21 protein-coding genes are annotated in these 25,849 nt (G+C 66.2%); 11 read left to right on the top strand and 10 right to left on the bottom strand.

Annotated elements, in window-relative coordinates; translation table 11 throughout:
* Positions 1 to 99 precede the first annotated feature (99 nt).
* The 3 genes from recF to dnaA form a co-directional block, all read right to left on the bottom strand.
* The gene (gene recF, locus B9Y64_RS12545) at positions 100 to 1,194 is read right to left on the bottom strand and encodes a DNA replication/repair protein RecF (protein WP_100440999.1); all 1,095 of its coding nucleotides are present in this window, start codon (positions 1,192 to 1,194) and stop codon (positions 100 to 102) included.
* 981 nt (positions 1,195 to 2,175) lie between these two features.
* Positions 2,176 to 3,276 carry a DNA polymerase III subunit beta gene (gene dnaN, locus B9Y64_RS12540; protein ID WP_005411731.1) on the bottom strand — a complete coding sequence of 367 codons (1,101 nt, stop codon included), beginning with the start codon at positions 3,274 to 3,276 and terminating at the stop codon, positions 2,176 to 2,178.
* Between the two features lie 275 nt (positions 3,277 to 3,551).
* Positions 3,552 to 4,883 (bottom strand): chromosomal replication initiator protein DnaA, encoded by a 1,332-nt coding sequence (gene dnaA, locus B9Y64_RS12535; RefSeq protein ID WP_100440998.1) that lies wholly within the window; start codon positions 4,881 to 4,883, stop codon positions 3,552 to 3,554.
* 255 nt (positions 4,884 to 5,138) lie between these two features.
* Between dnaA and rpmH the strand changes: the two genes are divergently transcribed.
* The 6 genes from rpmH to B9Y64_RS12505 all read left to right on the top strand — a co-directional run bounded on the left by rpmH (position 5,139) and on the right by B9Y64_RS12505 (position 13,092).
* Complete coding sequence (gene rpmH / locus B9Y64_RS12530) at positions 5,139 to 5,279, top strand: 50S ribosomal protein L34 (RefSeq protein ID WP_005411729.1); 141 nt, start codon at positions 5,139 to 5,141, stop codon at positions 5,277 to 5,279.
* Positions 5,280 to 5,284: 5 nt separating this feature from the next.
* Complete coding sequence (gene rnpA, locus B9Y64_RS12525) at positions 5,285 to 5,779, top strand: ribonuclease P protein component (protein WP_080053031.1); 495 nt, start codon at positions 5,285 to 5,287, stop codon at positions 5,777 to 5,779.
* Complete coding sequence (gene yidC / locus B9Y64_RS12520) at positions 5,779 to 7,494, top strand: membrane protein insertase YidC (protein ID WP_100440997.1); 1,716 nt, start codon at positions 5,779 to 5,781, stop codon at positions 7,492 to 7,494. Before rnpA ends, yidC begins: the two co-directional genes overlap by 1 nt.
* A gap of 131 nt (positions 7,495 to 7,625) precedes the next feature.
* Positions 7,626 to 10,298, top strand: coding sequence for a polysaccharide deacetylase family protein (locus tag B9Y64_RS12515; protein WP_100440996.1), 2,673 nt, complete (start codon positions 7,626 to 7,628; stop codon positions 10,296 to 10,298).
* A gap of 3 nt (positions 10,299 to 10,301) precedes the next feature.
* The gene (gene mnmE, locus B9Y64_RS12510) at positions 10,302 to 11,651 is read left to right on the top strand and encodes a tRNA uridine-5-carboxymethylaminomethyl(34) synthesis GTPase MnmE (protein WP_100440995.1); all 1,350 of its coding nucleotides are present in this window, start codon (positions 10,302 to 10,304) and stop codon (positions 11,649 to 11,651) included.
* A gap of 325 nt (positions 11,652 to 11,976) precedes the next feature.
* Positions 11,977 to 13,092 (top strand): glycerophosphodiester phosphodiesterase, encoded by a 1,116-nt coding sequence (locus B9Y64_RS12505; RefSeq protein WP_100440994.1) that lies wholly within the window; start codon positions 11,977 to 11,979, stop codon positions 13,090 to 13,092.
* Positions 13,093 to 13,290: 198 nt separating this feature from the next.
* On the opposite strand, the gene B9Y64_RS12500 is transcribed toward B9Y64_RS12505, so the two are convergent.
* Complete coding sequence (locus B9Y64_RS12500) at positions 13,291 to 14,061, bottom strand: rhomboid family intramembrane serine protease (RefSeq protein ID WP_100440993.1); 771 nt, start codon at positions 14,059 to 14,061, stop codon at positions 13,291 to 13,293.
* A 107-nt stretch (positions 14,062 to 14,168) separates the two neighbouring features.
* Positions 14,169 to 15,131: a TerC family protein gene (locus tag B9Y64_RS12495; protein ID WP_100440992.1), complete on the bottom strand. Its 963-nt coding sequence runs from the start codon at positions 15,129 to 15,131 to the stop codon at positions 14,169 to 14,171.
* 409 nt (positions 15,132 to 15,540) lie between these two features.
* Between B9Y64_RS12495 and B9Y64_RS12490 the strand changes: the two genes are divergently transcribed.
* Together B9Y64_RS12490 and B9Y64_RS12485 are read left to right on the top strand one after the other, a co-directional pair.
* Positions 15,541 to 16,710 carry a class I SAM-dependent rRNA methyltransferase gene (locus B9Y64_RS12490; protein ID WP_005411721.1) on the top strand — a complete coding sequence of 390 codons (1,170 nt, stop codon included), beginning with the start codon at positions 15,541 to 15,543 and terminating at the stop codon, positions 16,708 to 16,710.
* A gap of 172 nt (positions 16,711 to 16,882) precedes the next feature.
* The gene (locus tag B9Y64_RS12485; protein WP_100440991.1) at positions 16,883 to 18,124 is read left to right on the top strand and encodes a dipeptidase; all 1,242 of its coding nucleotides are present in this window, start codon (positions 16,883 to 16,885) and stop codon (positions 18,122 to 18,124) included.
* Positions 18,125 to 18,172: 48 nt separating this feature from the next.
* Here B9Y64_RS12485 and B9Y64_RS12480 read toward each other — a convergent pair whose 3' ends face one another.
* The 4 genes from B9Y64_RS12480 to B9Y64_RS12465 all read right to left on the bottom strand — a co-directional run bounded on the left by B9Y64_RS12480 (position 18,173) and on the right by B9Y64_RS12465 (position 21,975).
* On the bottom strand, positions 18,173 to 19,600 hold the full coding sequence (locus B9Y64_RS12480) for an amino acid permease (protein ID WP_100440990.1): 1,428 nt from the start codon (positions 19,598 to 19,600) through the stop codon (positions 18,173 to 18,175).
* A 166-nt stretch (positions 19,601 to 19,766) separates the two neighbouring features.
* The gene (locus B9Y64_RS12475; RefSeq protein WP_238379893.1) at positions 19,767 to 20,177 is read right to left on the bottom strand and encodes a hypothetical protein; all 411 of its coding nucleotides are present in this window, start codon (positions 20,175 to 20,177) and stop codon (positions 19,767 to 19,769) included.
* Positions 20,178 to 20,358: 181 nt separating this feature from the next.
* Positions 20,359 to 20,988 carry a leucine efflux protein LeuE gene (leuE, locus tag B9Y64_RS12470; RefSeq protein WP_049429196.1) on the bottom strand — a complete coding sequence of 210 codons (630 nt, stop codon included), beginning with the start codon at positions 20,986 to 20,988 and terminating at the stop codon, positions 20,359 to 20,361.
* Between the two features lie 15 nt (positions 20,989 to 21,003).
* Positions 21,004 to 21,975: a LysR family transcriptional regulator gene (locus tag B9Y64_RS12465; protein WP_100440988.1), complete on the bottom strand. Its 972-nt coding sequence runs from the start codon at positions 21,973 to 21,975 to the stop codon at positions 21,004 to 21,006.
* Positions 21,976 to 22,066: 91 nt separating this feature from the next.
* On the opposite strand from B9Y64_RS12465, the gene B9Y64_RS12460 reads away from it, so the two are divergent.
* The gene (locus B9Y64_RS12460) at positions 22,067 to 23,074 is read left to right on the top strand and encodes a zinc-binding alcohol dehydrogenase family protein (protein WP_100440987.1); all 1,008 of its coding nucleotides are present in this window, start codon (positions 22,067 to 22,069) and stop codon (positions 23,072 to 23,074) included.
* A gap of 81 nt (positions 23,075 to 23,155) precedes the next feature.
* Here the strand turns inward: B9Y64_RS12460 and B9Y64_RS12455 are convergent, their stop codons facing one another.
* Positions 23,156 to 23,761 carry a glutathione S-transferase family protein gene (locus tag B9Y64_RS12455; RefSeq protein WP_100440986.1) on the bottom strand — a complete coding sequence of 202 codons (606 nt, stop codon included), beginning with the start codon at positions 23,759 to 23,761 and terminating at the stop codon, positions 23,156 to 23,158.
* A gap of 55 nt (positions 23,762 to 23,816) precedes the next feature.
* Between B9Y64_RS12455 and B9Y64_RS12450 the strand changes: the two genes are divergently transcribed.
* Positions 23,817 to 25,385: a DNA recombination protein RmuC gene (locus tag B9Y64_RS12450; RefSeq protein ID WP_100440985.1), complete on the top strand. Its 1,569-nt coding sequence runs from the start codon at positions 23,817 to 23,819 to the stop codon at positions 25,383 to 25,385.
* Between the two features lie 61 nt (positions 25,386 to 25,446).
* Positions 25,447 to 25,830, top strand: coding sequence for a hypothetical protein (locus B9Y64_RS12445; RefSeq protein ID WP_100440984.1), 384 nt, complete (start codon positions 25,447 to 25,449; stop codon positions 25,828 to 25,830).
* Positions 25,831 to 25,849 lie beyond the last annotated feature (19 nt).

Genomic DNA, 25,849 nt, shown 5'->3' with positions numbered 1-25,849 from the left:
GGCTCCGCAGGTCGGCCACCGCTTGGAGCGATGTGCCGAGAATGAAAGGATTCCAACCCGAATTATACCAGCCGGGGTCGAGTGGCCCTGATGTGCCCACTATGGCACAGCCACGATCTGTGCATGTTCCACGTGGAACCGGGCGATGTGGGTCAGCTCCAGCAGCGCCGCCGGGGTTTCGGTAGCGGTGATGAAGATCTGCGCCGGCCCACTGAGCAGGCGCTCCAGAACCCGCGCCTGGTGAGTGCGATCCAGCTCGGAGGCCAGATCGTCGAGCGCGATCACCGGCCATTCGCCACGCTGTTCCGCATAGTCCTCGGCCTGCGCCAGCAGGCAGGCCAATGCGGTCAGCTTGGCCTGACCACGTGACAGCGCGTCGCGACCAGGAATGCTGTGGAAATCCACACTCCAGTCCGCCCGGTGCGGGCCAACCGAGGTATACCCGGCCTGGCGGTCGCGTTCCCGGGCCAGCAGCAGGGCATCGGCCAGCGGAAGCTCGTGCCGGCGCCACCCCGGGCTGAGTTCCAGTGCCTGGATGCCGAGTTGCGGAGCCAGGCTGGCGGCCAGCGCCACGGTGCGCTGCTGCAGGCGCTCAAGGTAGTGCTGGCGACGGCTGGTGAGGGGCTCTCCTGCCTCGGCCAACTCGTGATCCCAGGTATCCAGCATCCGCGATGGGCCGCCTTGCTTGAGCAGGGCATTTCGCTGTTTCAGCGCCCTCGAGTAGCGACGCCACAGGGACAGGAAATCAGGTTCCACGTGGAACAAGCCCCAATCCAGGAAGCGGCGACGAGGTTCACCGCCGCCGCTGACCAATGCATGGCTGCCGGGCTCGAACGTTACTACCGCCAGCGCTGCGCACAGATTGCCGAGCTGGGCCACGTCTTCGCCGTCCAATCGTCCCTTCCAGTCCTGGCCACTATGGCGCAGGCCGGCCTTTCGGCGGTGCGGCGGGTGATTGGCGCGCTGTTCGTCCCATTCCACGAAGATTTCCAGCGCCTCCTGGCCCTGGCGCACCAAGCCATCGCGGACCCGGCCACGGAAGCTGCGGCCGTAAGCCATCAGATGCAGGGCTTCGAGCACGCTGGTCTTGCCGGCACCGTTGTCGCCGGTCAGCAGGTTCAAGCCCGGCTGGGGTGACAGGTCCACCACACTGAAGCGACGCAGTTGATGCAAGGCGAGGCGGCGGATAAGCATGGGGCGCGAAAGACCATCCGCACGGGGCGGTAGAAGGGCAGGGAATCCATCAGCTTACTGCATCGGTCAAGCCGGGCGTGCCGGCTCAGCTGTCGAATCGGGTATTGCGGGTCTGCCAGATCCCTGACTGCCTGTTCCACGTGGTGCTGCTTCCTCGCCCCGGTAGATGCAGGCCTGGCCGAACCCGGAAATCCTTCAATTCTGCGCGGGGTCGCTGGGTGTCGCCCTTCAGATTTCACCGATTTCAGGGGGTGCTACGGGCAACGTCCTGCGCGTCACCGGCAAGGATCGGCGGATGATCCAGCAGATTCCTTGAAATCTGCGATCCCATGCCCTGCGCCGTTCCACAGATTTCAAAGAATTCAAACCGATCGTTTCACGTTAGTCCACAACCGGTCTGTATGACTTATACACAAGGTATGGGCAATCTGTGGATAAAAAAGCCCTTTTGCCCTGTCCTCAAAACTATCCACAGGTTCCCCCCCAGGCTGAGAGGCCCATATACAGGGGGTTTCAGGTGCATAAACTCCTTTTAAATCATGCAGATAAGGTGTTTTTCCACCAAATCTGGCTCTACCATCACCACCATGCTTTAGATTTATACCCAGATTTAGAAGCTAGGCTTGCCCCTATTCGCCCCAGATCCGGCCTGTGGACAGAGGCGTCTGCAGAGGCAGGCTCAATCGCGCAACTACTCGCGATCATCGGCCTCTGCCCGGCCAGAGCAGGCCGCAGGCGGACCGGTGGGAGATCCGGCAACCAGGCTCTCGATCAGACGCTGCAGGACAGCCCCCGATCGAGCAATCCTGATGTCAACGCTCGAGACGAACGCTCCTGGAAGGCAAGTGATGTCCAACGGACCGGCCGATGGAGTGATGTCATCCAAGTGAAAACGTCCTCACGATGCTCCACGTGGAACCAAAAAAAAACGCCCGGGATTTTCCCGGGCGTCGTTCGGTTCCACGTGGAACAGCGCTGCTGTCAGAGACGCAGCGGCATCACCACATGACGCGACTTCTCGCTGCTGGATTCACGCACCAGCGCGGAGGAGTTGGAATCGCGCAGCTGGATGATGACTTCCTCATCGCGCAGTGCGGACAGGGCATCCAGCAGGTAGTTCACGTTGAAGCCAATGGCCAGATCGCTGACCGTGGTATCGGCTTCGATCTCTTCCTGGGCTTCTTCCTGCTCCGGGTTGTGCGCGCTGATCTTCAGGTTGCCCGGCGAGACTTCCACACGGATGCCGCGGTACTTCTCGTTGGACAGAATCGCAGCACGCTGCAGCGAGGCACGCAGCGCTTCGCGATCGACCTTCACTTCGCGGTCGGCACCGATCGGAATCACCGCTTCGTAATCCGGGAAACGACCGTCGATCAGCTTGGAGGTGAAGGTGACATCGTCGCGCTTGACGCGGACATGGCTGCGGCCGACTTCCAGCTCGATCTCACGATCGCCGCTTTCCAGCAGGCGCTGCAGCTCGGTCACGCCCTTGCGCGGCACGATGATCTGGCGCTTGGAACCGCTGGGCTTGGCCAGGTCGGTTTCACACAGCGCCAGGCGGTGGCCGTCGGTGGCGACGGTACGCAGGGCATCGCCGCGCAGGTCGAACAGCAGGCCATTGAGGTAGTAGCGCACGTCCTGCTGGGCCATCGCGAACGCGGTGCGCTCGATCAGCTCCTTCAGGGTCGCTTCGCCGATGGCCACGCGCTCGGTGGCTTCCACTTCGTCAACCGAAGGGAAGTCATTGGAGGGCAGGGTCGCCAGGGTGAAGCGGCTGCGACCGGCCTGCACGGTGATCTTGTCACCGGTCTGCGAGACGGTGATCCGGCTGCCATCGGGCAGGGCGCGGATGATCTCGAACAGCTTGCGGGCGGGAATGGTGGTTTCGCCGTCCTGGGCATCTTCAACCGCGATCCGCGACACCATCTCCACTTCCAGGTCGGTTCCGGTCAGCGACAGCTGGCCGTTCTGAACCTGGACCAGGAAATTGGCCAGAACCGGAAGGGTCTGGCGGCGTTCGACCACGTTGACGACCTGTGCCAACGGCTTGAGAAAGGCTTCGCGCTGCAGTGTGAAACGCATGTGGTTCCGTGCCCCTATGCTTTAAAAAATGTGGAATAAATCAAAAGCTTGGTGGTGCTGGTAGAGACAGAATCGCTGGAAAACAACGCTAAGTCTTTGTAAATAAAGGGATTTCAGACATCGAAACCCTCTGTATTACCGACCCCCAGGGGGTGGGGAAAGCTGTGGATAAATTCGGCGCGATTTCAGACGCCATTTTTATCCACAACGTGTCCCGCGCTTGCTACCGGATTCTGCACCGTTTTGTGCGATGACGCCTCATCGGCATCCGTGCATCATTCGCTCAGCTTCCGGATCAACTTGTCCCAGTCCTCGCGGAGCTTGCCGTCGGTTTCCATCAGGGTCCGGATCTGGCGGCAGGCATGCAGCACCGTGGTGTGATCGCGACCGGCAAAAGCGTCGCCGATCTCGGGCAGGCTGTGCTCGGTCAGTTCCTTGGTCAGGGCCATGGCGACCTGACGGGGGCGGGCCAGCGAGCGGGTCCGACGCTTCGACAGCAGATCCTTGATCTGCAGGCCGTAGTAGTCGGCAACGGTTTTCTGGATGTTGGGAATGCTGATCGCCTGCTGCTGGGCGCGCAGCAGGTCGCGCAGGGTTTCCTGGGCAAATTCGGTGGTGATCGCGCGGCCGGTGAAGTTGGCGCGGGCGGTCAGGGTATTCAGCGCGCCCTCGAGGTCGCGCACGTTGGAGCGCATCTTCTTGGCGATCAGGAACGCAACATCATCGGGAATCTCGGCACCGCGTTCGCGTGCCTTGGCCAGCACGATCGCGGCGCGGGTCTCGAAGTCCGGCGGTTCGATCGCGACTGACAGGCCCCAGGCAAGCCGCGACTTCAGGCGCGCTTCCAGGCCTTCGACTTCGCGCGGATAGCGGTCGCAGGTCAGGATGATCTGCTGCTTGCCATCGAACAACGCGTTGAAGGTGTGGAAGAACTCTTCCTGCGTACGGTCCTTGCCGGCGAAGAACTGGATGTCATCGATCAGCAGCGCGTCCACCTGCTGGAACTGGCGCTTGAACTGATCCATGGTCTTTTCCTGCAGGGCCCGGATCATCGCGCTGAAGAACTGTTCCGAACGCAGGTACAGCACCTTCGCACCTGGATTGGCCTGGCGCATCGCGTTGCCGGCGGCGAACATCAGGTGAGTCTTGCCCAGGCCGGTGCCTCCGTACAGCAGCAGCGGGTTGTGCGCCCGGTCGCCCGGCTTCTGCGCTGCCTGGAAGGCGGCGGCCAGGCCCAGCTGGTTGCTGCGGCCTTCGACGAAGTTGGCGAACGTGTAGTGATTGTCCAGATTGCCGGCGAAAGGCACCTGGGGTTCGCTGGACACATGCGCCGACGACGTGGAAACCGGCGCGTTCTGCGCCTCCACAGGGCGCGGGCGCGAGCCGATTTCAAGAAAAACGTCGCTGAAACCGGCGAAATGAGCCAGCAGTTCGCGGATCCGGGCCAGATACAGCTCGCGGACCTGGTCGACGATGAAGGCATTCGGTGCATACAGCACCAGGCTGTCCGCGCGCAGATCGGCCTGCAACGGCTTCAACCAGGTATGAACGTCTTCCGGCGGGAACTCCGCTTCGAGGCGCTCGAGACTACGGGACCAAGCATCCATCAGCAATAATTGTCCGGTGGCCGGGGCATGGACGCGACAAGGCGCCCAAACACAGGCCTGAAAGGGGGGAAATGGATGGCTCAGACTACCACCGAGCGTCCGCCTTCGGAATGCTTGTCCCCTACTTATTCACAAAAACATCCACAGCTATTGCACAGCCCAGTGAATTCGCGTAGCTGCCAGGGGTTGACTTGGGGCGGGGTACCTCTCTAGAATTTCCGGTTCTTTCCGTCCCATTCATACGAGAGGCCCCCAATGGCCACGAAGCGCACCTACCAGCCCAGCAACCTCAAGCGTAAGCGCGACCACGGCTTCCGTGCCCGTATGAAGACCGCTGACGGCCGCAAGATCCTGTCGCGTCGCCGCGCCAAGGGCCGCAAAGTCCTGAGCGCCTGATTGCCATGCCGCACCCCGCGGCAGACGCAATCCCTTCGACAGTGAATACTGCAGACCCGCGCAAGCGATTCCCTCGCTCTGCGCGGGTTCGCACGCGTGCCGAATACTCAACGGTCTTCAACGGCGCCCGCCGTGTGTCCGATCCGCTGATGACCCTGCACTGGCTGCCGGCTGACCGGCCGGCCAGGCTGGGTCTGGCGGTTTCCCGCAAGGTTGATCCGAACGCCGTTGGGCGTAACCGGATCAAGCGCGTCCTGCGCGACATCCTGCGTCAGACACGTACCGAAATCCAGCCAGGCGACTTCGTCGTCGTGGCTCGCAGTGCCGCGCGTTCCGCCAGCAACGACGAGATCCGCCAGGCCTTCCTGCGCCTGCTGCGTCGCCTGCGTGCATTGCCCGCGCCGGGCGTGGACGGCACAATGCCGCCGCCTGATGGCATCGCAACTCCTTCTTTGACCGAGCCGGCATCGCGTCCCGGCCCCGCCGAGCCTGTCCGCTGATGAACCAGACCCGCGTATTCCTCATTTTTGCCTGGCTGATGGTGGCCGTGCTGCTGTGGATGGAGTGGAGCCGTGAAAAGGCTGCTCCGACCCCGGCACCGACGACCACGTCGGCCCAGGCTGCCGCACAGAGTGTTCCGGGCGCCGCCCCGGGCAGCATTCCCAGCGCACAGGTCCCGGGCGCCCCGGGCCAGGCCGCTGTGCAGGCCCAGGCCAGTGCCACCCCGGCCAGCCAGCGCGTGACCGTCACCACTGACGTGCTGCGCCTGGTTCTCGACGGCGGCCGTGTGCTCGACGCCGAGCTGCTGCAGTTCCCGCAGACCAAGGACGAAGGCAGCCCGCCGGTGCGCCTGCTGACCGAAGACCCCGCGCATCCGTACAGCGCGATCAGTGGCTGGGCCAGCGAAGACAAGAACACCCCGGTCCCCGGCGCTGACGGCTTCAAGCTGGTCGGCGACACCACGGACTTCGTGCTGGCCAAGGGCCAGAACGAGCTGCAGATCCCGTTCGTGTGGACCGCCGACAACGGCGTGACCATCAAGCGCACCCTGACCGTCTCGCGCAACGAGTACGCCGTGCGCTTCAAGGACGAGGTGACCAATACCGGCGCCGCAGCGTGGAACGGCTACGTCTACCGCACCCTGGACCGCACCCCGACCATCCTGTCGCGGAGCATGACCAACCCGGATTCGTTCAGCTTCAACGGCGCCACCTGGTACGACAACGACAAGAAGTACCAGCGTCGTGCGTTCAAGGATTACCTGGACGACGGCGCGCTGAACCAGAACATCACCGGCGGCTGGCTGGCGATGCTGCAGCACCACTTCTTCACCGCCTGGATCCCGCAGAAGGACCAGACCGCGCACTACGTGCTGTCGCAGGTGGCCGGTCGTGACCTGATCGAAGCGCGTGGCCCGGCCTTCACCGTGGCCCCGGGCCAGTCCACCAGCACCGAAGCCCGCCTGTGGGTCGGCCCGAAGCTGGTCAACCTGATTGCCAAGGAAGACGTGCCGGGCCTGGACCGCGTGGTCGACTACAGCCGCTTCTCGATGATGGCGGTGATCGGCCAGGGCCTGTTCTGGGTGTTGAACCAGGTGCACAAGCTGGTCGGCAACTGGGGCTGGGCGATCGTCGGCCTGGTGGTGCTGCTGAAGCTGGTGCTGTACCCGCTGTCGGCGACCCAGTACAAGAGCGGTGCCAAGATGCGCCGCTTCCAGCCGCGCATCGCGCAGCTGAAGGAACGCTATGGCGATGACCGCCAGAAGTTCCAGACCGCGATGATGGAGCTGTACAAGAAGGAAAAGATCAATCCGATGGGCGGCTGCCTGCCGATCCTCATCCAGATGCCGATCTTCTTCGCCCTGTACTGGGTGCTGGTGGAATCGGTCGAACTGCGCCAGGCGCCCTGGTTCGGCTGGATCCAGGACCTGACCGCGCGCGACCCGTACTTCATCCTGCCGGTGATCAACGTGGCGGTGATGTGGTTCACCCAGAAGCTGACCCCGGCACCGGGCATGGACCCGATGCAGCAGAAGATGATGCAGTTCATGCCGCTGGTGTTCGGCGTCATGATGGCCTTCATGCCGTCCGGCCTGGTCCTGTACTGGGTGGTCAACGGCGGCCTGGGCCTGCTGCAGCAGTGGTGGATGACCAAGCGCCATGGCGGCGACCCGGTCCCGGCCACCACCGCTCCGGCCCCGGTCAAGAAGAAGTAAGAGGTAGAGGTCGACCTTGGTCGACCGCTCTTCACGGTCAACCGACCGATGAGAAGCCCGCCGCAAGGCGGGCTTTTCGCATGCGGCGTTAGAATCGCCTGCACACCGCTCCTCCCACCTTCGAGTCCGCCATGCCGCGTGCGTCGTCGTTCCGCCTGTTCCTGCCCTCGCTGTTGTTGACCCTGGTTGTTGCCGGTTGTGGCGACAAGGACGCGAAGGCACCGGCGACCACCGTCACCCAGCCGAGCGCGCAGGCCGCGGCCGCCGCCGATCCCGCTGCAGCGCCGCTGCTGGCGGCGCTGCAGAAACAGCTCGACGGCTATCGCCGGATCATCGTGCTGCTGGCCGACGAGGAACAGCAGTCGGCCGCTGACCGCGGCACCTCCACCCGCGTCGGCCAGCAGCTGTTCCACGATGGCCTGGAACAGCGCACGGCCATTGCCGCGCAGTTCGACACCCTGCTGCGTGGTTCCAGCCCACAGCGCTTCGCCACCCTGGGCACCGTGCTGGACTACATCGAGTCCGCGCCGGAACTGTTCGATGCCGACCGCCTGGCCTTCCGCGAAGTGCTGCGTGACCTGCATGAGCGGGTCGGCACCGATTCCTCGCTGCCGGCGGTGAAACTGCACCAGCGCATCGGTGAGGACCTGGAAGCGCTCGATGAGATCGAGCGCAACTACAACCAGGAACTGACCCGCATCTTCAGCCGCTTCGAACGCACCCGTGCCATCGAACTGAAGCGCGAGAAGTGGGACGACTACATCGCCCACCTGCACAAGGACTACAGCCGCGAAGCGATCCTGCGCGACTATGGCGTGATCGAGCCATACCCGATGTCGATGAAGGACAGCGACCGTGAGATCTTCGGCCGCGACCTGCCGGCCAAGACGGTGGTGCTCACCTTCGACGATGGCCCGCACAAGGCCTACACCGATGAAGTGGTGGCCATCCTCAAGCGCTACGACGTGCCCGGCGTGTTCTTCGAAGTGGGCCGCAACCTCGGCAAGGTCGAGGCCGATGGCAAGGTTAGCCTGGGCCCGATGGCGAAGATCAGCCGCAATCTGATGGAAGAGGGCTATGCGGTCGGCAACCACAGCCTGACCCACGCCCAGCTGTCGCGCACCACCGGCGACGCGCTGCGCCAGCAGGTGCTCGACACCGACACGCTGCTGAAGGATGTCGACAGCAAGCGCGCGCCACTGTTCCGCTTCCCGTATGGCGCACGCAATGCCGAAGGCCTGCAGCTGCTCAACGAAGCCGGGCTGAAGTCGATCATGTGGAACATCGACTCGATGGACTGGGCCGACCCGGTACCGGAGTCGATCGTGCAGCGCGTGCTCGACCAGGTGAACAAGGAACAGCGCGGCATCATCCTGTTCCACGACATCCACGACCGTGCGGTGAAGGCGCTGCCGCAGATTCTCGACCGGCTGATCGCCGATGGTTACCAGTTCGCTGGCTGGAACGGCCGCGACTTCACCGTCGCCCGTGCGCGCAAGGGCGATGCCGGTGCTGCCACGGTGACCACCGGCTATGAGAAGTCGTGGGCGATCGTGGTCGGCATCGACAACTACGCCAAGTGGCCGAAGCTGGAGTACGCCAGCCATGACGCACAGGCAGTGGCCGATACCCTCACCGGGCAGTTCGGCTTCCCGTCCTCGCAGGTGATCGTGCTGAAGAACGAGCAGGCCACCCGCAACAACATCCTCGCGGCCTTCCACGACCGCCTGGCCGATGACCGCACCGGAAAGAACGACCGCGTGTTCGTGTTCTTCGCCGGCCATGGCGCCACCCGCCAGCTCGCCTCCGGGCGCGACCTCGGCTACATCATCCCGGTCGATTCGGATCCGAAGGAATTCGCGACCGACGCGATTGCGATGACCGACATCCAGAACATCGCCGAAAGCATGCAGGCCAAGCATGTGATGTTCGTGATGGATGCCTGCTACAGCGGCCTGGGCCTGACCCGTGGTGGCCCATCGTCGTCGTCGTTCCTGCGCGAGAACGCGCGTCGCAGCGCGCGGCAGATGCTGACCGCCGGTGGTGCCGACCAGCAGGTGGCCGATGCCGGCCCGAACGGCCACTCGGTGTTCACCTGGGTGCTGCTGCAGGCGCTGGCCGGCAAGGGCGACCTCAACGGCGACGGCCTGATCACCGGTACCGAGCTGGCCGCCTATGTGGCGCCGGCGGTGTCGGCGGTCTCGCACCAGACCCCAGCCTTCGGCAGCCTGCCCGGTTCGCAGGGCGGCGAGTTCGTATTCCAGGTGCCGGACAGCCAGGAATTCCTCAACGCCGATACGCGCCAGCTGACCGCCGATGCGATCGCGTTGAACAACAAGGTTGATGCTGCCAGCGAGGCCAAGGGCAGCCAGGCACCGGTGACCGTGGCCGACCTGCAGGGCGGCAAGGCCAGGCTGGTGGTGCCCACTGCCGGCCCGGCCTCTGACCGCCAGCGCGCGCAGCAAGCCAACGACCGTGGCCTGCAGCTGTACCGCGAAAAGCAGTACGACGAGGCGGCAGCGCAGTTCACCGAGGCGCTGAAGCTGCGCCCGGACTTCGCCCAGGCCGCCAACAACCTCGGCTTCGTCTATTACCGCCAGCAGCGCTACGCAGAAGCGGCGCGCTGGCTGGAGAACACGCTGAAGATCGACCCCTCGCGTGCCGTGGCCTATCTGAATCTGGGCGACGCCTACTTCAACGCGGGCGACAGGGCCAAGGCCAAGCAGGCCTACACCACCTACCTGGCGCTGCAGCCGCAGGGCAGCGGTGCGGCGCAGGCGCGCGCGCAGCTGGAGAAGCTCTGAGCCATGAACGACGCGATCCGTACCGACACCATCGTGGCCATCGCCAGCGCGCCAGGCGCCGGTGGTGTCGGCCTGCTGCGCCTGTCCGGCCCGCGCGCTGCGGCGATCGCCAATGCGCTGGGTGCGCCTGCGCTGCGCCCGCGCCACGCGCACTACGCGCGCTTGCGCGATGCCGACGGTGAGGTCATCGACGATGGCATCGTGCTGTGGTTCCCGGCACCGAACAGCTTCACCGGCGAAGAAGTGGTGGAGCTGCAGGGCCATGGCAGCCCGGTGCTGCTGCAGCACCTGGTCGCGCGCTGCATCGCGCTCGGTGCGCGCCAGGCGCGGCCGGGTGAGTTCAGCGAACGCGCGTTCCTCAACGGCAAGCTGGACCTGGCCCAGGCCGAGGCCATCGCCGACCTGATCGCGGCCGGCGACAACCGCGCCGCACGCGCTGCGCGCCGCTCGCTCGATGGCGTGTTCTCGCGCCGCATCGACGCTGTGGTCGAGCAGCTGGTACTGCTGCGCATCCATGTGGAAGCGGCCATCGATTTCGCCGACGAACCGCTGGATACCCTCGGTGGCGCGCAGGTGCGGCGCGGTCTGGAGCAGGCGCGCGGTGATCTGGCCCTGCTGCGCCGCGACGCCGAACGCGGCCGCCGCCTGCGCGACGGCCTGCATGCGGTGCTGATCGGCCCGCCCAACGCCGGCAAGAGTTCGTTGCTCAATGCCCTGGCCGGCAGCGAACGCGCCATCGTGACCGACATCGCTGGCACCACTCGCGACACGCTGCGCGAAACCATCCGCCTGGATGGCCTGGAGCTGACCCTGGTCGACACCGCCGGCCTGCGCGATGGTGGCGACGCCATCGAACGCGAAGGCATGCGCCGCGCCCATGTGGAAATCGAGCGCACCGACCTGGCGCTGATCGTGCTGGATGCACGCGATCCGGCGGCCGGTGAAGCGGCGCTGGGCGAGGCCGTGGCGGCGGTGCCGCACAAGGTCTACATCCACAACAAGTCGGACCTGCTGGATGCGTTGCCGGCGCTGGACGATCCGGACCGCGTGTTCGTCTCGGCTGCCACCGGTGCCGGCCTGGAAGACCTGCATGCGCGCCTGCGCAGCATCGCCAGCGCCGGGGCGGGCGAGCAGGTGGATGGCGAATTCTCGGCGCGTACCCGCCATGTGGATGCGATCGAACGCGCGCAGGAACATGCGCAGCGCGCCGATGGCGAGCTGGTCCACGAACACCTGGAGCTGGCGGCGGAGGAACTGCGCCTGGCCCATGATGCGCTGGGCGAGATCACCGGGCAGATGAGTGCCGATGATCTGCTGGGAAGGATCTTCTCCAGCTTCTGCATCGGCAAATAAGGCCGGGGTCAGATCCCCGAAGGAGCTCTGACCCCGACACCGATCAACCGCGCGGCTCACGCTCTGGTAGGTGCAAACCTTTCACGCTCTGGTAGGTGCCAACCTTTCACGCTCTGGTAGGTGCCAACCTTGGTTGGCACAGGCACAGGCACAGGCACAGGGCGTCCGGGGGCACGGACGCCCGCTGGCAGAGCGCCGACCAAGGTCGGCGACTACCGGATACACGGGGTCGGAGCCCCTGCGGGGATCCGACCCCGTGCTTCCCCCACCTGTCACATTGCCGCCGCATACTGACGCCCATCACATACCGCTTGGGGAAGTCGCAGTGAAGTCGTGGGGTTGTGCGTTGCTGTTGTCGCTGGCCGTGGCACCATCGGTGGCCATGAGTGCTGAATCCTCCACCCCGGCCGCACCCAAGGTGTCGGTCTACGGCCATCGCGGGGCAAGCGCGCTGCTGCCCGAGCACACCCTGGCGTCGTACGCGCAGGCGATTGCCGATGGCGCCGACTACATCGAACCGGACCTGGTGATGACCAAGGACGGGGTGATGGTGGCCCGCCACGAGAACGAGATCGGTGGCACCACCGACGTCGCCTCGCATCCGGAGTTCGCCAGCCGCCGTACCAGCAAGGTGATCGACGGGCAGAAGGTCGATGGCTGGTTCACCGAAGACTTCACCCTGGCCGAGCTGAAGACCCTGTACGCCCGTGAGCGCCTGCCGGAACTGCGCAGCACCGCCTACGACGGCCAGTTCCGCATCGCCAGCCTGGACGAGATCCTGGCCTTCCTGGTGCAGCAGGCCGGGCGCGCCAACCGCGGCATCGGCCTGGTGCCGGAGATCAAGCACCCGACCTACTTCCAGTCCATCGGCCTGCCGATGGAGGACAAGCTGCTGGCCGCGCTGCGTGGCAACGCGTACACCAATGTCGGCCCGGTCACCATCCAGTCGTTCGAGACCGCCAACCTGCGCTACCTGCATGGCAAGATCGGTCGCGGCAGCAACATCCGCCTGCTGCAGCTGCTGTGGAAGGGCGATACCCAGCCGGCCGACATCGCCAAGGCCGGCGGCACGCTCACCTACGCACAGATGATGACCCCGGCCGGCCTGAAGGACATCGCCGGCTATGCCGATGGCATCGGCCCCGAGCTGCGTTCGATCATTCCACTGGATGCCAAGGGCGCGCTGGGCACGCCGACGTCGCTGGTGCGTGATGCGCATGCGGCCGGCCTGATGGTGATTCCGTACACCTTCCGCCCGGAAAACCACTTCCAGCCCAGCAACCTGCGCAAGGGCGCCGACACCGCGCGCAACGCCGAGGGCTCGATCGCCGAGATGCGCGCCTATCTGGCGACCGGCATCGATGCCTTCTTCACCGACGATCCGGCGTTGGGCCGGCAGGCGGTGGATGGGATGGGTGCGGCAGCGAACGCGGCGAACTGATGCGCCGGTGGTAGGTGCCAACCTTGTTGGTAGGTGCCAACCTTGGTTGGCACAGGGGATCCGCAGGGCCATGAGCGCCGGATGCATGAGTGCCGACCAGGGTCGGCGGCTACCGGGTTGCGTGCTCTGGTAGATGCCAACCGTGGTTGGCATGCGGATGGAGTCGGAGCCCTTCGAGGATCCGACCCCGTCCTCCGATCAACCGCGCGGTTCGTCCGGCCGGCGGAACGGGATCACCACGTAGTCCTGCCCCTCGCGCGGCTGCCACAGCACCGGCACGCGCTGCGGTGACGGCGGCTCCAGTTCGTCGTCGGCCAGCGGCTCGGCTTCGTCTTCTTCGTCTTCCCAGCTGTAGCGCTGGCGCGGCGGCAGGGGGTCGGCATTGCGGAACAGCAGCGCGGCGATGATGCCGGCGAAGGCGCCGCCCATGTGCGATTGCCAGGACACGCCGTCGGCGTGCGGCAATACGGTCATCAGCATGCCGCCGTAGAACAGCATGCCGATCAGGCCGGTGGCGATCGCAGCACGGTCGCGGCGCAGCAGGCCGAGGCTGGCCAGCAGGAACATCAGGCCATGGGTCACGCCACTGGCGCCCAGGTGCACGCTGCCCGGATTGCCCAGCATCCATGCGCCGAGGCCCGAACCCAGCCACAGCAGGGGCAGGGCGCGTACCGTGGCTTTCGGATAGACGCTGCCGGCGAGGGTGCCGAGGATCAGGATGGCGATGCTGTTGGCGGCGATGTGCTCGACCGAGGCATGCAGCATCGGGCCTCCGATCAGGCCGAGCAGGCCCTTGGGTTCCAGCGGCGCGACCGCCCACGGTCGCCAGTCGAACGTGCCCTGCAGGGCGAACACGGCCACCAGCACCAGCACGGCGGCCAGGCTGACATTGAACGCCCGCAGGATGCGCGAGCGGTCATTGCGGGGGGCCGGCACGTCGCCGGCGGGCAGGGGCGCGTTGTTGTCCATACCTCAGCAATGGCGGTGACTGGCGCGAAACCAAGGCCACCGCTGCGGGAGAGTGGGGTGCGGCCGGCGGGACAATCCCGCTGGCCGCAGCGTCCGGCAGGTCAGGCTCAGGCCTGGCCGTCGCCTTCCTTCGGCGGGTACTTCAGGCTCAGCACCACGGTGGCGGCGATGATCACCGCCACCACGCCCAGCGAGACCGGGGTCGGAATCTTGAACAGGTCGATGATCATCATCTTGATGCCGATGAAGGCCAACACCAGCGCCAGGCCATACGGCAGCAGGTGGAAGCGGTCGGCCATGCCGGCCAGCAGGAAGAACATCGCGCGCAGGCCCAGCACCGCGAACACGTTGGAGGTGAGCACGATGAACGGGTCGGTGGTGATCGCGAAGATCGCCGGGATGCTGTCCACGGCAAAGATCACGTCGGTGACCGCGATCAGGATCAGCACCGCGAACAGCGGGGTGAACCAGCGCACGCCGTCGCGCTTCACGCTCAACGCGTTGCCGGCGTAGTCCGGCAGCAGGCGCAGGTGCTTGCGCATCCAGCGCAGCGCCGGGTTGGTCTCCAGGTCCGGCTCCTGGCCGGCCGCGAACCACATCTTCCAGCCGGTGAACAGCAGGAAGGCGCCGAACACGTAGAGCAGCCAATGGAACTGGCTGATCAGCACGCTACCGGCGAAGATCATGATCGTACGCAGCACGATCGCACCCAGGATGCCGATGATCAGCACCTTCTGGCGCTGTTCCTCCGGCACCGCGAAGTAGCTCATGATCATCAGGAAGACAAAGATGTTGTCGACCGCCAGCGCCTTCTCGACCAGGTAGCCGGTCAGGAATTCGAGGCCGACCTTGTTGGCCACGACCTGGCCGGCGGTCTCATTCAGGTAGTACCAGAGGCCGGCGTTGAACAGCAGGGCCAGCGCGACCCAGCCGATGGACCACCACAGGGCCTCCTTGAAGGTGACCTTGTGCGGTCCACCATGGCGCATCAACACGAGGTCGACCAGCAGGGCGATGACCACCACCGCTGCGAAGCCGCCCCACAACCACACGTTACCGATCGTCTGCATTGGGAATGTCCGTTGGAAAGATGAATGCCAGGCCGGACGGCGAGGATCTGCAACGGAGGATCGGGAGGGGGATCCAGGGACAGAGCTTCGCCAGTACGGCGAAGGTCTCGCTCGCAGTTCCAGTCGGCTGGAACTGCCGTTGCACCGGAGCCTGCGGGCTCGAAATGACGGCGACAACGTCTGGGAGCTACTCCCCTTCTGGCGCCGATTCTGCGGCCTGGCCGGGCTGCCGTCAAATACCCCGGGGCAGGGGTCGGATCCCCGCAGGGGCTCCGACCCCGTTCCCGTGCCTATCCCGCTCCGGTACGTGCCAACCCCGCCCTGGTAGATGCCAACCCTGGTTGGCATACCGGCCGAGGTCAGCGCCCCTGCAGGGATCCGACCCCGGCGCCCGGTTTACAATAGGTGGATGAATACCCCCCTTCCGATTGTCCGCCTCAAGAATGCGTGGCGCTCCAGCCACCCGTGGATCTTCCAGAAACTGGTCGAGAAGCCGACCGTCCGGCCCAAGCCCGGTTCCATCGTCGACGTGGTCGGCATCGATGGCGAGTTCATTGGCCGCGGGTTCTACAACGGGCACTCGCGCATTGCCGTGCGCATCCTTGAAACCGACCAGAACGTGCCGGTGGATGCCGGCTGGTTCTCGCGCAAGATCGCCCAGGCGGTGTCGCTGCGCCGTGAGGTGCTGAAGCTCGATGCGGTGTCCGACGCCTGGCGCGTGGTGCACAGCGAAGGCGACGGCCTGTCCGGCCTGGTGGTGGATCGCTACGGCGACCTGGTGGTGGTCGAATTCTTCGCCGCCGGCATGTTCCGCCACCGCGAGTGGATCTACGACGCGCTGCGCGAGCAGTTCCCGGGCTGCCGTTTCCACAGCTTCGCCGACGAGCACGTGCAGAAGCAGGAAAGCTTCGACTTCCACGGCAACACCACCACCGAAGCGTCGGTGATCACCGAGTACGGCATCAAGTTCCGCGCCGACCCGGCCGGTGCGCACAAGACCGGCTTCTTCGCCGATCAGCGCGAGAACCGCGAGTGGCTGAGCCAGCAGGTGGAAGGCAAGAGCGTACTGGACCTGTGCTGCAATACCGGCGGCTTCGCCGTGTACGCAGCAGCGCGTGGCGCCTCGGAGGTGGTCGGCATCGACATCGATGAGGACGTCATCCAGATCGCCAAGGGCAATTCGCGCCTGAACAATGTGCGCCCGAAGTTCATCCAGTCCGACATCTTCCCGTGGCTGCGTGATGCCGCCAACCGCGGTGAGCAGTACGACGTGGTGATCCTGGACCCGGCGAAGATGACCCGCGACCGCGACCAGGTCATCACTGCGCTGAAGAAGTACCTGGACATGAACAAGCTGGCGCTGGGCGTGGTCAAGCCGGGTGGCCTGTTCGCCACCTTCTCGTGCACCGGCCTGGTGGCCGAGGATCAGTTCCTCGACATGCTGCGCCGCGCGGCCTATTTCTCCGGCCGCACCATCCAGATCCTGAAGGTGGCCGGCGCCGGTCCGGACCATCCGTTCATGGCCCATGTGCAGGAATCGCGTTACCTCAAGGCCGTGTTCTGCCGCGTGGTGGACTGACGGTCGGCTTCTGCGTTCGCCGGGCACGGACCATGTCCACTGCCCGGCGGCCAGCTTTGCGCGCACTGCGACGCGTTGGTGAGAATAGCGCCCATGGATGAGGGCGCGCGGCTCTACTAAATGGCGGGCCGCAGCGCTATGGTCGGGCTCTTCCCATTCGCGGTGAGAGCCCATGCCTTCGTTGCGCCACCTGTCTTTCGTGCTTGCCCTGGCGCTGGGTGCGCCGTTGTCCGCCCATGCCATCGAGTTCAGTGCGCAGGAACTGGCCCGCGCCAAGTCCCTGCAGCAGCGCCTGGTCACGCTCGACAGCCATCTGGATACGCCGGCCAACTTCGGCCGCAGCGGCTTCGACATCGAGCAACGCCACGACCGTAACGCCCTTTCGCAGGTGGACTACCCGCGCATGGTCGAGGGCGCGCTCGATGGCGGCTTCTGGGCGATCTATACCGATCAGGGCGACCGCACCGCCGCCGCCCATCTGGCCGAGCGTGACCACGGCCTGCAGCGGTTGCTGGAAATCCGCGAGATGCTGGCGGCCAATTCCGAGCGCTTCGCGCTGGCATTGAATGCCGATGACGCGGCGCGGATCAAGGCTGCCGGCAAGCGCGTGGTCTACATCAGCATGGAAAACGCCAGCCCGCTGGTGGAAGACCCGAGCCTGCTTTCGTTCTACCACCGTGCCGGCCTGCGCCTGCTCAGCACCGTGCACTTCGCCAACAACGAGTTCGCCGATTCGGCCACCGATCCCAAGGGCGCGGAGTGGAAGGGCCTGAGCCCGGCGGGCAAGGAGCTGGTGCGGCAAGCGGTGAAGCTGGGCATCGTGATTGACCAGTCGCATGCCTCGGACGCGGTGTTCGACGACCTTCTGGCGATGATGCCGGTGCCGTTCGTGCTGTCACACAGCTCGGCCAAGGCGGTCTACGACCACCCGCGCAATCTCGACGATGCGCGCCTGCGCAAGCTGGCCAAGGCCGGTGGCGTGATCCAGGTGAACGCCTATGGTGGTTACCTGATCGACACCGCCAGGACGCCCGAGCGCAAGCAGGCCGAAGAAGCGCTGAGCAAGCAGCTGGGCGGCTGGGAAGGCATGGGCATCGAGCAGGGTGTTGCGCTGCTGAAAGCCGAGCAGGCGCTCGATCACGAGCACCCGGTGCGCCACGCCAGCCTGGACGACTTCTTCGCCCACTTCGAGCACATCCTCAAGGTGGTCGGCCCCGAACATGTGGGTATCGGCCTGGACTGGGATGGTGGCGGTGGCCTGAGTGACCTGCCTGACGTGAGCCAGCTGCCGAAGATCACCGCCTGGCTGTTGCGCAAGGGCTATACCGAGAAGCAGATTGCCGGCATCTGGGGCGGCAACCTGCTGCGGGTGATGCGCCAGGCGCAGGATTACGCGGCAAAGCAGGGCGGTTGACCGCCCTGCGGTCGTGCCGGCCAGCGGCCGGCACGACCGGTGAACCGTTTATTTCGCGATCAATGCATGGCGGCGGCTGTACAGGAAGTACAGCACCAGGCCGGCCACGTTCCACAGCAGGAAATACAGCTGGGTGCTGTGCGGCAGGCTGAGGAACAGGTAGATGCAGCCCAGCGCAGCCAGCGGGCCCACCACGAAGGCGGCCGGGGTGCGGAAGCTGCGCTCGCGGTTCGGCTCGCGCAGGCGCAACACCACCAGGCAGACACCCACGGCAGTGAACGCGGCCAGGGTACCGGCGTTGGCCAGTGCGGCGATCTCGTCCAGGCGTGCCACGCCGGCCAGGGCCGACACCACCACCGCCGTGAACAGCGTGGTCGCCACCGGCGTGCCGGTACGCGCATTGACCTTGGACAGGCCACGCGGCAGCAGGCCGTCGCGGCTCATGACGAAGAAGATGCGGCTCTGGCCGTACAGGAATGCCAGCAGTACGGTCGGCAGCGCGATGATCGCGATCACGCCGATCACCATCGCCGCGGTCGGATGGCCCAGCTGGCGCATGATCAGGGCCAGCGGTTCGGCACTGTGGCCGAACACCGCGTAGCTCATCGCACCCACCGCGGCCAGCGCCACCAGCACGTAGACGATGGTGCAGCCGATCATCGAACCGATGATGCCGATCGACAGGTCGCGGCCCGGGTTCTTGGTTTCTTCCGCGGCGGTGGAGATCGCATCGAAGCCGTAGAAGGCAAAGAAGATGATCGCCGCGGCCGCCATCACGCCGTGCTCGACGCCATCAGGGCCCATCGACTTGGCGAAACCGTAGGGCATGAACGGCTGCAGGTTGGCGCTGTCGAACGCGGGCAGGGCCACGGCCACGAAGATCGCCAGCGCGATCAGCTTGAACACCACCAGGATGGCATTGAGCGTGGCGCTTTCCTTGGTGCCGGCCATCAGCATGCCGGCCACCAGCCAGGTGATGATGATCGCCGGCAGGTTGATCACGCCGCCATCCACGTGCGGGCCGGCGGCCAGCGCGGCAGGCAGATGCACGTTCCAGCCGAACTGGGTGTGCACCCATTCGAGGAAGCCGACGAAGTAGCCGGACCAGCCCACCGCCACCGTACTCACCACCAGCGAGTACTCCAGGATCAGGCTCCAGCCCACCACCCAGGCGAACACCTCGCCCAGCGCACTGTAGCTGTAGGTGTAGGCACTGCCGGCGGCCGGCATCATCGTCGACAGCTCGGCGTAGGACAGCGCCGCGCAGGCACAGACCGCGCCGGCGATGGCGAAGGAGATCAGCACGGCCGGGCCGGCCAGGTTGGCACCCACGCCGATCAGCGTGTAGATGCCGGTACCGACGATGGCACCGATGCCCAGCGCGATCAGGTGCGGCCAGCTGAGCGTCGGGATCAGGCGCCTGCCGGCTTCGTGGACGGTGACGGAATCTAGGGACTTGCGCCGGAACAGGGACATGCAGGCCTCGGAAGGGGTGACTAAGAACGACAAGTTCCCGAGTGTGACCGAACGCAGCGCAGCATTACCACTGACGGGGGTCATACCCGCCACGTCGCGCGCTGCACCGCGAGCAGGCCGCCGGAATCGGCATAAAAGGCGGTGGGGCTCCGGTACCGCGCCCGCGTCAGGGAGTGCCGGGCCAGTGGCAGCCGTCTTCCTGCCAGGCTTCGGGGTCGTCGTGGAAGGAGGTGGTGCGGCCGTCACGGGCACGCTCGTAGCGCAGATCCAGCACCAGCGCGCCCTGCGTGCTCAGCAGGTAGCGGCCGTTGAGGCGCCCGTCGATGTGCTCTTCCCAGACGCTGTCGAACTGGTAGGGGCGATCCTCCGCCAGCACCGTCGTTTCCAGCGAAACCCGGCGCAACGGCAGGCGCTCGCGCTGGCCGGCGTAGCGCACGTCGGACTGGCCGTCCTCCAGCCAGCGCCACTCCAGATGGATGCTGTCATTGCGGCCGCCGGTCAGGCAGCGATGATCCTGCACGGTGCCGGCGGAGGCGGTGCCGGCCAGCAGCAGCAAGGGCAGGGTACAGCGGGCCAAGCGGGCCATCCACGCGCGTCCATTCGGCAGGGAAGGCCAGCATAGCGCGCCCTCCCGGCCACGGCGGCGCTGCAGCAACCAGGCCAGCGCCAACCAAGGTTGGCGACTACCGGATCCCGCGCTCTGGTAGAGGCCAACCTTGGTTGGCAGATGCAGCGCCAGAGCCTGCTCGACGGCGGTATCAGCCGTTGAGCCCAAGGCGGATGCCGAACCCCACCAGGAACAGGCCGGCCACGCGGCGCAATGCGTCGCTGATGCGCGGGTGCTGGATCAACCGGCGACGGGCCAGGTTGCCCACGCCGATCAGCATCGAGCAGTAGGCGATGCTGACCACCAGGATGATGCCGGCCAGCGCCGCGAAGGTGGCGATGCCCTGGTGCGCCTTGGGATCGATGAACAACGGCAGGAAGGCCATGTAGAACAGGATCGCCTTCGGGTTGAGCAGGCTGACCAGGATCGCCTGCTGGAAATAGCGGCCGGGCTGCATGCGGATCGGGCCAGCGTCGCCGCCCTCATGCCTGGGCGTGCGCAGCAGGCTGATGCCGACCCATACCAGGTAGGCCGCACCGAGATACTGCACGGCGTGGAACACCAGCGGGTTGGCCTTGAGCAGTGCGGCCACGCCGGCCAGCGCCAGCCACATCAGGATCTGGTCACCGACCAGCAGGCCGGCCAGCGCGGTGTAGCCGCCGCGCACGCCTCCCCGTCCGGTGGCGGTCAGCAGGGTGAAGGTGCCGGGGCCGGGCAGGGCGAGAAACACCAGCACGGCGACCAGAAACGTCCACAGGTCCTGGATGCCCATCCACGGCATGGCGGTGCTCTCTTGTTACGGGGGGCCGCCATTGTCGGCCAGCGCCACGGCGGGCGACAGGGGGCTGGCGGGCCCCACCGGCATGCCAGACAGCAGCGGTTGCAGGTGCTGGCGCAGCTGCGCATGCAGTTGCCGTACCGCTGGCGAGAACTGCTTGCGGTGCGGGCACACCAGCTGCAGCGGAATGTGGCTGCCGACCCCGTCGAGCAGCAGCTGCAGGCGCCCGGCCAGCACGTCCTCGCGCAGATCCAGCCAGGACTTGTAGGTGATGCCTTCGCCGGCCACCGCCCAGCGCCGCACCACGTCGGCGTCGTCGCAGACCAGGGGGCCGCGCACGGGAACTACGCTGCGGCGCCCGTCGACCTCGAACGACCAGCGATCGTAGGCGCGGCCGCTGAGCTGGTAGACCAGGCAGGAATGTTCGCGCAGCTCGTCCAGGCGCGTGGGCGTGCCATGCCGGCGCAGATAGTCGGGCGAGGCCGCCAGCACACGCCGGTTGCCTTCCAGCAGGGGCAAGGCAACGTAGTTGGCATCGTCGAAGTGACCGATGCGGATGGCCACGTCGACCGGGTCGCGGAACACGTCGGCGACCTCGTCTGACAGGCGCAGGTGCAGCCGCAACCGAGGGTGCGCGGTGCGGAAGGCCGTCAGCCATGGCAGCAGCAGGTTGCGGCCGAAGTCCGACGGTGCCGACAGCTGCAGGGTGCCGTGCAGCTCGGTGTCCTCACCCTGCACGCGGGCCTGGCCTTCGCGCAGGGTGGCCAGTACCTCCTGCGCGTACGGCAGGTACAGCGCGCCCTCGCCGGTCAGGCGCAGGCTGCGGGTGGTACGCACGAACAGGCGCAGGTCCAGCTCGCGCTCCAGCCGCGCCACCGCCGCGGCCACCTGTCCGGGCAGCAGATCGGCCTCGCGGGCCGCCTGCGAGAAGCTGCCCAGCGCGGCCGTGCGGACGAACAGCTGCAGATCGTCGAAGCGGATCATCTTCATTGCCGGAGTGAAAGTGCTGCCCGATTCTGCGCCTTTCCGAGCGACCGTGCGCGGCGCAACCTGTCACCTCCTTCCCCACTGGACCGCTGCCATGCGCGCCATTGCCTATACCCAAGCCGGCCTGCCGATCGATGATGCGCAGGCCCTGATCGACATTGAACTGGACCTGCCGCAGCCCGGCCCGCGCGACCTGCGGGTGGCGGTACGCGCGGTGGCGGTGAACCCGGTCGACACCAAGGTCCGTCGTGGCGTGGCCACCGATGGCCCGCGCGTGCTGGGCTGGGATGCGGTCGGCATCGTCGATGCGGTGGGCAGCGAGGTGACCCTGTTCCAGCCCGGCGACGCGGTCTACTACGCCGGCGTGATCGATCGCGCGGGCAGCAACGCCGAGTACCAGCTGGTGGACGAGCGCAGCGTCGGCCGCAAGCCTGCCAGTCTTGACGATGCCGCCGCCGCCGCACTGCCACTGACCGCGATCACCGCCTGGGAGCTGCTGTTCGACCGCCTGCGCATTCCCGAAGGCGGTGGTGAGGGCCAGACCCTGCTGGTGATCGGCGCTGCGGGCGGCGTTGGTTCGATCCTGGTGCAGCTGGCGCGGAAGCTGACGAAACTGACGGTGATCGGCACCGCTTCGCGCCCGGATACCCAGGACTGGGCGTATGCGATGGGCGCCCATCATGTGATCGACCACAACCTGCCACTGGCCGAGGGCCTGGCCCGGCTGGGCATCAGCGAAGTGCAGCACGTGGCCAGCCTGACCCACTCCGACCAGTACTACGCGCAGATCGTGGAACTGCTGGCGCCGCAGGGCCAGTTCGGCCTGATCGACGACCCGGGCCAGGTGGATGTGATGGCGCTCAAGCGCAAGGCGCTGTCACTGCACTGGGAGTCGATGTTCACCCGGCCGCTGTACCGCACTGCCGACATGCAGCGCCAGCACGACCTGCTGAACCGGGTGGCCGAGCTGATTGACGCCGGCGTGCTGCAGACCACGCTGGGCGAGCACTTCGGCCGCATCGACGCGGCCAACCTGCGGCGCGCCCACGCACTGCTGGAGAGCCACCGCGCCAGGGGCAAGATCGTGCTGGAAGGCTGGTAAGGCCAGGCCCTTCCTGCGCCGTTGGGGTCCGCTCCTGGGGTCAGATCCCTTTCCCTTTGGGGAAGGGATCTGACCCCTGCCTCAGGCGACGCCGTTGTCGACGTACTCGGTGAAGCCGGGCTGTCCGCGCAGGCGTTCGAACCACGCCGCGAGGTGTGGCAGTGCAGGTTTGGTGCCGGGCGTGCTGCGCCAGCGTTGGGTCGACAGCCCCAGCACGATGTCGGCGAGAGTGAAGGTGTTGCCCGCCACGTGCGCATGACCACCGGCCAACTGCGCGTCGAGCACGCCCATCAAGAGGTTCCACTGCGCCAGGCTGGCCTCGGCGCGGGCATCGTCCGGGTAGTTCGGATGCTGGCGCACGCGCGCCATGAACACATGCCGCCAGGCGCTGTTGAGATCGCTGGCCTGCCAGTCCATCCACTGCTCGACCCGGGCGCGGCCCTGCGCCGCGATGGGCAGCAGGTCGTCACGGCCAGCGCGCATGGCCAGGTAGCGGCAGATGCTGTTGGACTCCCACAGCACGAAGTCGCCATCGCGCAGCACCGGCACCTGCCGGTTCGGGTTCAATGTGCCCAGCAGCTCCGCTGGCGGCGCAGGCTCGTGCTGCAGCGGCAGATCGAGCCCCGCACACAGCCACAACACCTTGCGCACGTTGATGGAGCTGGGCTTTCCGTACAGAGCGAGCATGGGGGCTTCCGGGGCAGACCGACCCAGCCTAGCGCAGCGGGGCTAAACTGATCGCATGAATATCGAAGTCCTCATGATCCTGGCGGTGGTCCTGCTGCTGGCGACCCTGGTCGCGCTGTTGCTGCTGTGGCGTCGGAGCCCCGGTAACGCAGCGTCCGACGACGTGCAGCGGCAGCTGGACAGCGAACGCGAACAGCATCGTCTCACCCTGGTCGATGCCGGCCAGCTGCGTGGCCGCCTCGATGCGCTGGGCGCGGAACTGGAGAACGAACGGGGCCGCAGCCAGCAGCACGCACAGGCGGTCACCACGCTGACCGCCCGGGTGGAGCGCGAAGCGGCGCTGTCGGCCAGTCGCGAAGCACAACTGGCCGAACGCGAAGCGGCCCTGGCGCAGGCGCGCGCTGCCGTTGCCGATACCCGCAGCGAACTGCAGCAGGCGCAGCAGCGCTACCAGCAGTTGCACGGTGAACATGCGCGCGCGGTGGCCAATCTGCAGCATTCCGAACGGGCCAGTGCCGAACTGCGCAGCTATCTCGATACCGCCAAGGAAAAGCTGTCCGGCGCCTTCGCCGAACTGGCGGGCAAGGTGTTCGACGAACGTGGACAGCAGTTCGAGAAGAACGTGCGGCAGGCCACGGTGCAGTCGCGCGCGGATATCGAGGGGTTGCTCAAGCCGTTCGCCGACAAGCTGGGTGATTTCCGCACCCGCGTCGATACCCTGTATGGCGAGGAAGCACGCCAGCGCGCCAGCCTGCTGGGAGCGGTGGGCGAACTGAAGACGCTCAACCAGGACATGGCCGCGCAGGCATCGGCGCTGACCAATGCGCTGAAGGGCAATGCCAAGGTCCGTGGCGATTGGGGCGAGCTGATGCTCGACAACGTACTGCGCGGGTCCGGCCTGGAAGAGGGCGTGCACTACCAGCGGCAGAAGCATGCCGTGGATGACGAAGGTGCGCGCCTGCGACCGGACGTGGTGGTGCGGTTCCCCGACGAACGCAGCGTGGTGATCGACAGCAAGGTGAACCTGATCGCCTGGCAGGAAGCAATGAACGCCGCAACCCCGGAGCAGTCCGAAGATGCGCTGCGGCGGCACGCGGTTGCGCTGCGCCAGCACGTGAAGGACCTGGGCGAGAAGAACTATCCGAAGGCACTGGGCAGCGAGACTCTGGACATCACCATTGCCTTCGTTCCCATCGAGGGTGCGTTGTCGGCTGCACTGGGCGCTGATGGCGGCCTGCAGGCGTACGCCTTCGACAACCGCGTGGTGTTCGCCTCGCCCAATACCTTGATGGCACTGCTGCGCGTGGCCGAGCGCCTGTGGACGCGCGACAAGGTGCAGAAGCAGGCGCTGAAGATCAGCGAGGCCGGCGGTCTGGTGCTGGACGCGCTGACCGGTTTCCTGAAGGACTTCAATGCCATGGGCAGCAAGCTGGACGATGCCGCCAAGGCCTACGCCGATGCGCGCAATCGCCTGATCGACTCGCCGCAGTCGGCCATCAGCCGCGCCCGCCGGCTTGCCGAGCTGGGCAGCAAGGCCAAGCGCGCGCTGCCGCCGGAGTTGACGCCCGACCCGATGCAGCAGCTGGGCGCATCGGAGGACGACGAGGACGGCAATGCGGGCTGACACTTGCCGTGCACCTGCGCCTGGTTATGCTGGGCGCCCTGTGTCCGTGGCGGGTATCGACATGCGCTTGCGCTCCTGTGCCGTTGTTGTGCTGGCCGCGTTGCTGGGTGCATGCAGCAGCGCGCCTCCGATTGCTGATACGGCAACTCCAACACCGGAAGCCACCGAGGCCTACCGCGAAGCACGCGACGTCGACTGCCAGGCCGCCGGTGGCACCCTGCAGCGGCTTGGCCGGCTGCAGCGCGAGCAGTGCGTGATTCCCTATGCCGACGCCGGCAAGGCGTGCAGCCGCAAGAGCGACTGCACGGGCCAGTGCCTGGCCGAAGGCGAGCTGGTGGCCGGTGTTGTGGCGTCCGGCACCTGCCAGCGTGATGCCAGCCAGAACTTCGGTTGCCGCCAACGCATCGACGATGGCAAGGCGCAGGGCACGATCTGCGTGGATTGATCGTTGTGCCGGCCAGCGG

The sequence above is a fragment of the Stenotrophomonas maltophilia genome (assembly GCF_002799245.1).
In the GTDB taxonomy this organism is placed as follows: Bacteria; Pseudomonadota; Gammaproteobacteria; order Xanthomonadales; family Xanthomonadaceae; genus Stenotrophomonas; species Stenotrophomonas maltophilia_S.
Note: the sequence above shows the minus strand (reverse complement) of the source record. Positions and strands in the feature narration are given on the sequence as shown.

Excerpts from the sequence above, each read along its gene's own strand:
- B9Y64_RS12445 (WP_100440984.1), top strand. The coding sequence starts at position 25,447 with ATGCGCTTGCGCTCCTGTGCCGTTGTTGTGCTGGCCGCGTTGCTGGGT.
- B9Y64_RS12450 (WP_100440985.1), top strand. The coding sequence starts at position 23,817 with ATGAATATCGAAGTCCTCATGATCCTGGCGGTGGTCCTGCTGCTGGCG.
- B9Y64_RS12455 (WP_100440986.1), bottom strand. The coding sequence starts at position 23,761 with ATGCTCGCTCTGTACGGAAAGCCCAGCTCCATCAACGTGCGCAAGGTG.
- dnaN (WP_005411731.1), bottom strand. The coding sequence starts at position 3,276 with ATGCGTTTCACACTGCAGCGCGAAGCCTTTCTCAAGCCGTTGGCACAG.
- yidC (WP_100440997.1), top strand. The coding sequence starts at position 5,779 with ATGAACCAGACCCGCGTATTCCTCATTTTTGCCTGGCTGATGGTGGCC.
- rpmH (WP_005411729.1), top strand. The coding sequence starts at position 5,139 with ATGGCCACGAAGCGCACCTACCAGCCCAGCAACCTCAAGCGTAAGCGC.
- dnaA (WP_100440998.1), bottom strand. The coding sequence starts at position 4,883 with ATGGATGCTTGGTCCCGTAGTCTCGAGCGCCTCGAAGCGGAGTTCCCG.
- B9Y64_RS12480 (WP_100440990.1), bottom strand. The coding sequence starts at position 19,600 with ATGTCCCTGTTCCGGCGCAAGTCCCTAGATTCCGTCACCGTCCACGAA.
- B9Y64_RS12500 (WP_100440993.1), bottom strand. The coding sequence starts at position 14,061 with ATGGACAACAACGCGCCCCTGCCCGCCGGCGACGTGCCGGCCCCCCGC.
- B9Y64_RS12490 (WP_005411721.1), top strand. The coding sequence starts at position 15,541 with ATGAATACCCCCCTTCCGATTGTCCGCCTCAAGAATGCGTGGCGCTCC.
- B9Y64_RS12465 (WP_100440988.1), bottom strand. The coding sequence starts at position 21,975 with ATGAAGATGATCCGCTTCGACGATCTGCAGCTGTTCGTCCGCACGGCC.
- B9Y64_RS12460 (WP_100440987.1), top strand. The coding sequence starts at position 22,067 with ATGCGCGCCATTGCCTATACCCAAGCCGGCCTGCCGATCGATGATGCG.
- B9Y64_RS12485 (WP_100440991.1), top strand. The coding sequence starts at position 16,883 with ATGCCTTCGTTGCGCCACCTGTCTTTCGTGCTTGCCCTGGCGCTGGGT.
- mnmE (WP_100440995.1), top strand. The coding sequence starts at position 10,302 with ATGAACGACGCGATCCGTACCGACACCATCGTGGCCATCGCCAGCGCG.
- B9Y64_RS12515 (WP_100440996.1), top strand. The coding sequence starts at position 7,626 with ATGCCGCGTGCGTCGTCGTTCCGCCTGTTCCTGCCCTCGCTGTTGTTG.
- leuE (WP_049429196.1), bottom strand. The coding sequence starts at position 20,988 with ATGCCGTGGATGGGCATCCAGGACCTGTGGACGTTTCTGGTCGCCGTG.
- recF (WP_100440999.1), bottom strand. The coding sequence starts at position 1,194 with ATGCTTATCCGCCGCCTCGCCTTGCATCAACTGCGTCGCTTCAGTGTG.
- rnpA (WP_080053031.1), top strand. The coding sequence starts at position 5,285 with ATGCCGCACCCCGCGGCAGACGCAATCCCTTCGACAGTGAATACTGCA.
- B9Y64_RS12495 (WP_100440992.1), bottom strand. The coding sequence starts at position 15,131 with ATGCAGACGATCGGTAACGTGTGGTTGTGGGGCGGCTTCGCAGCGGTG.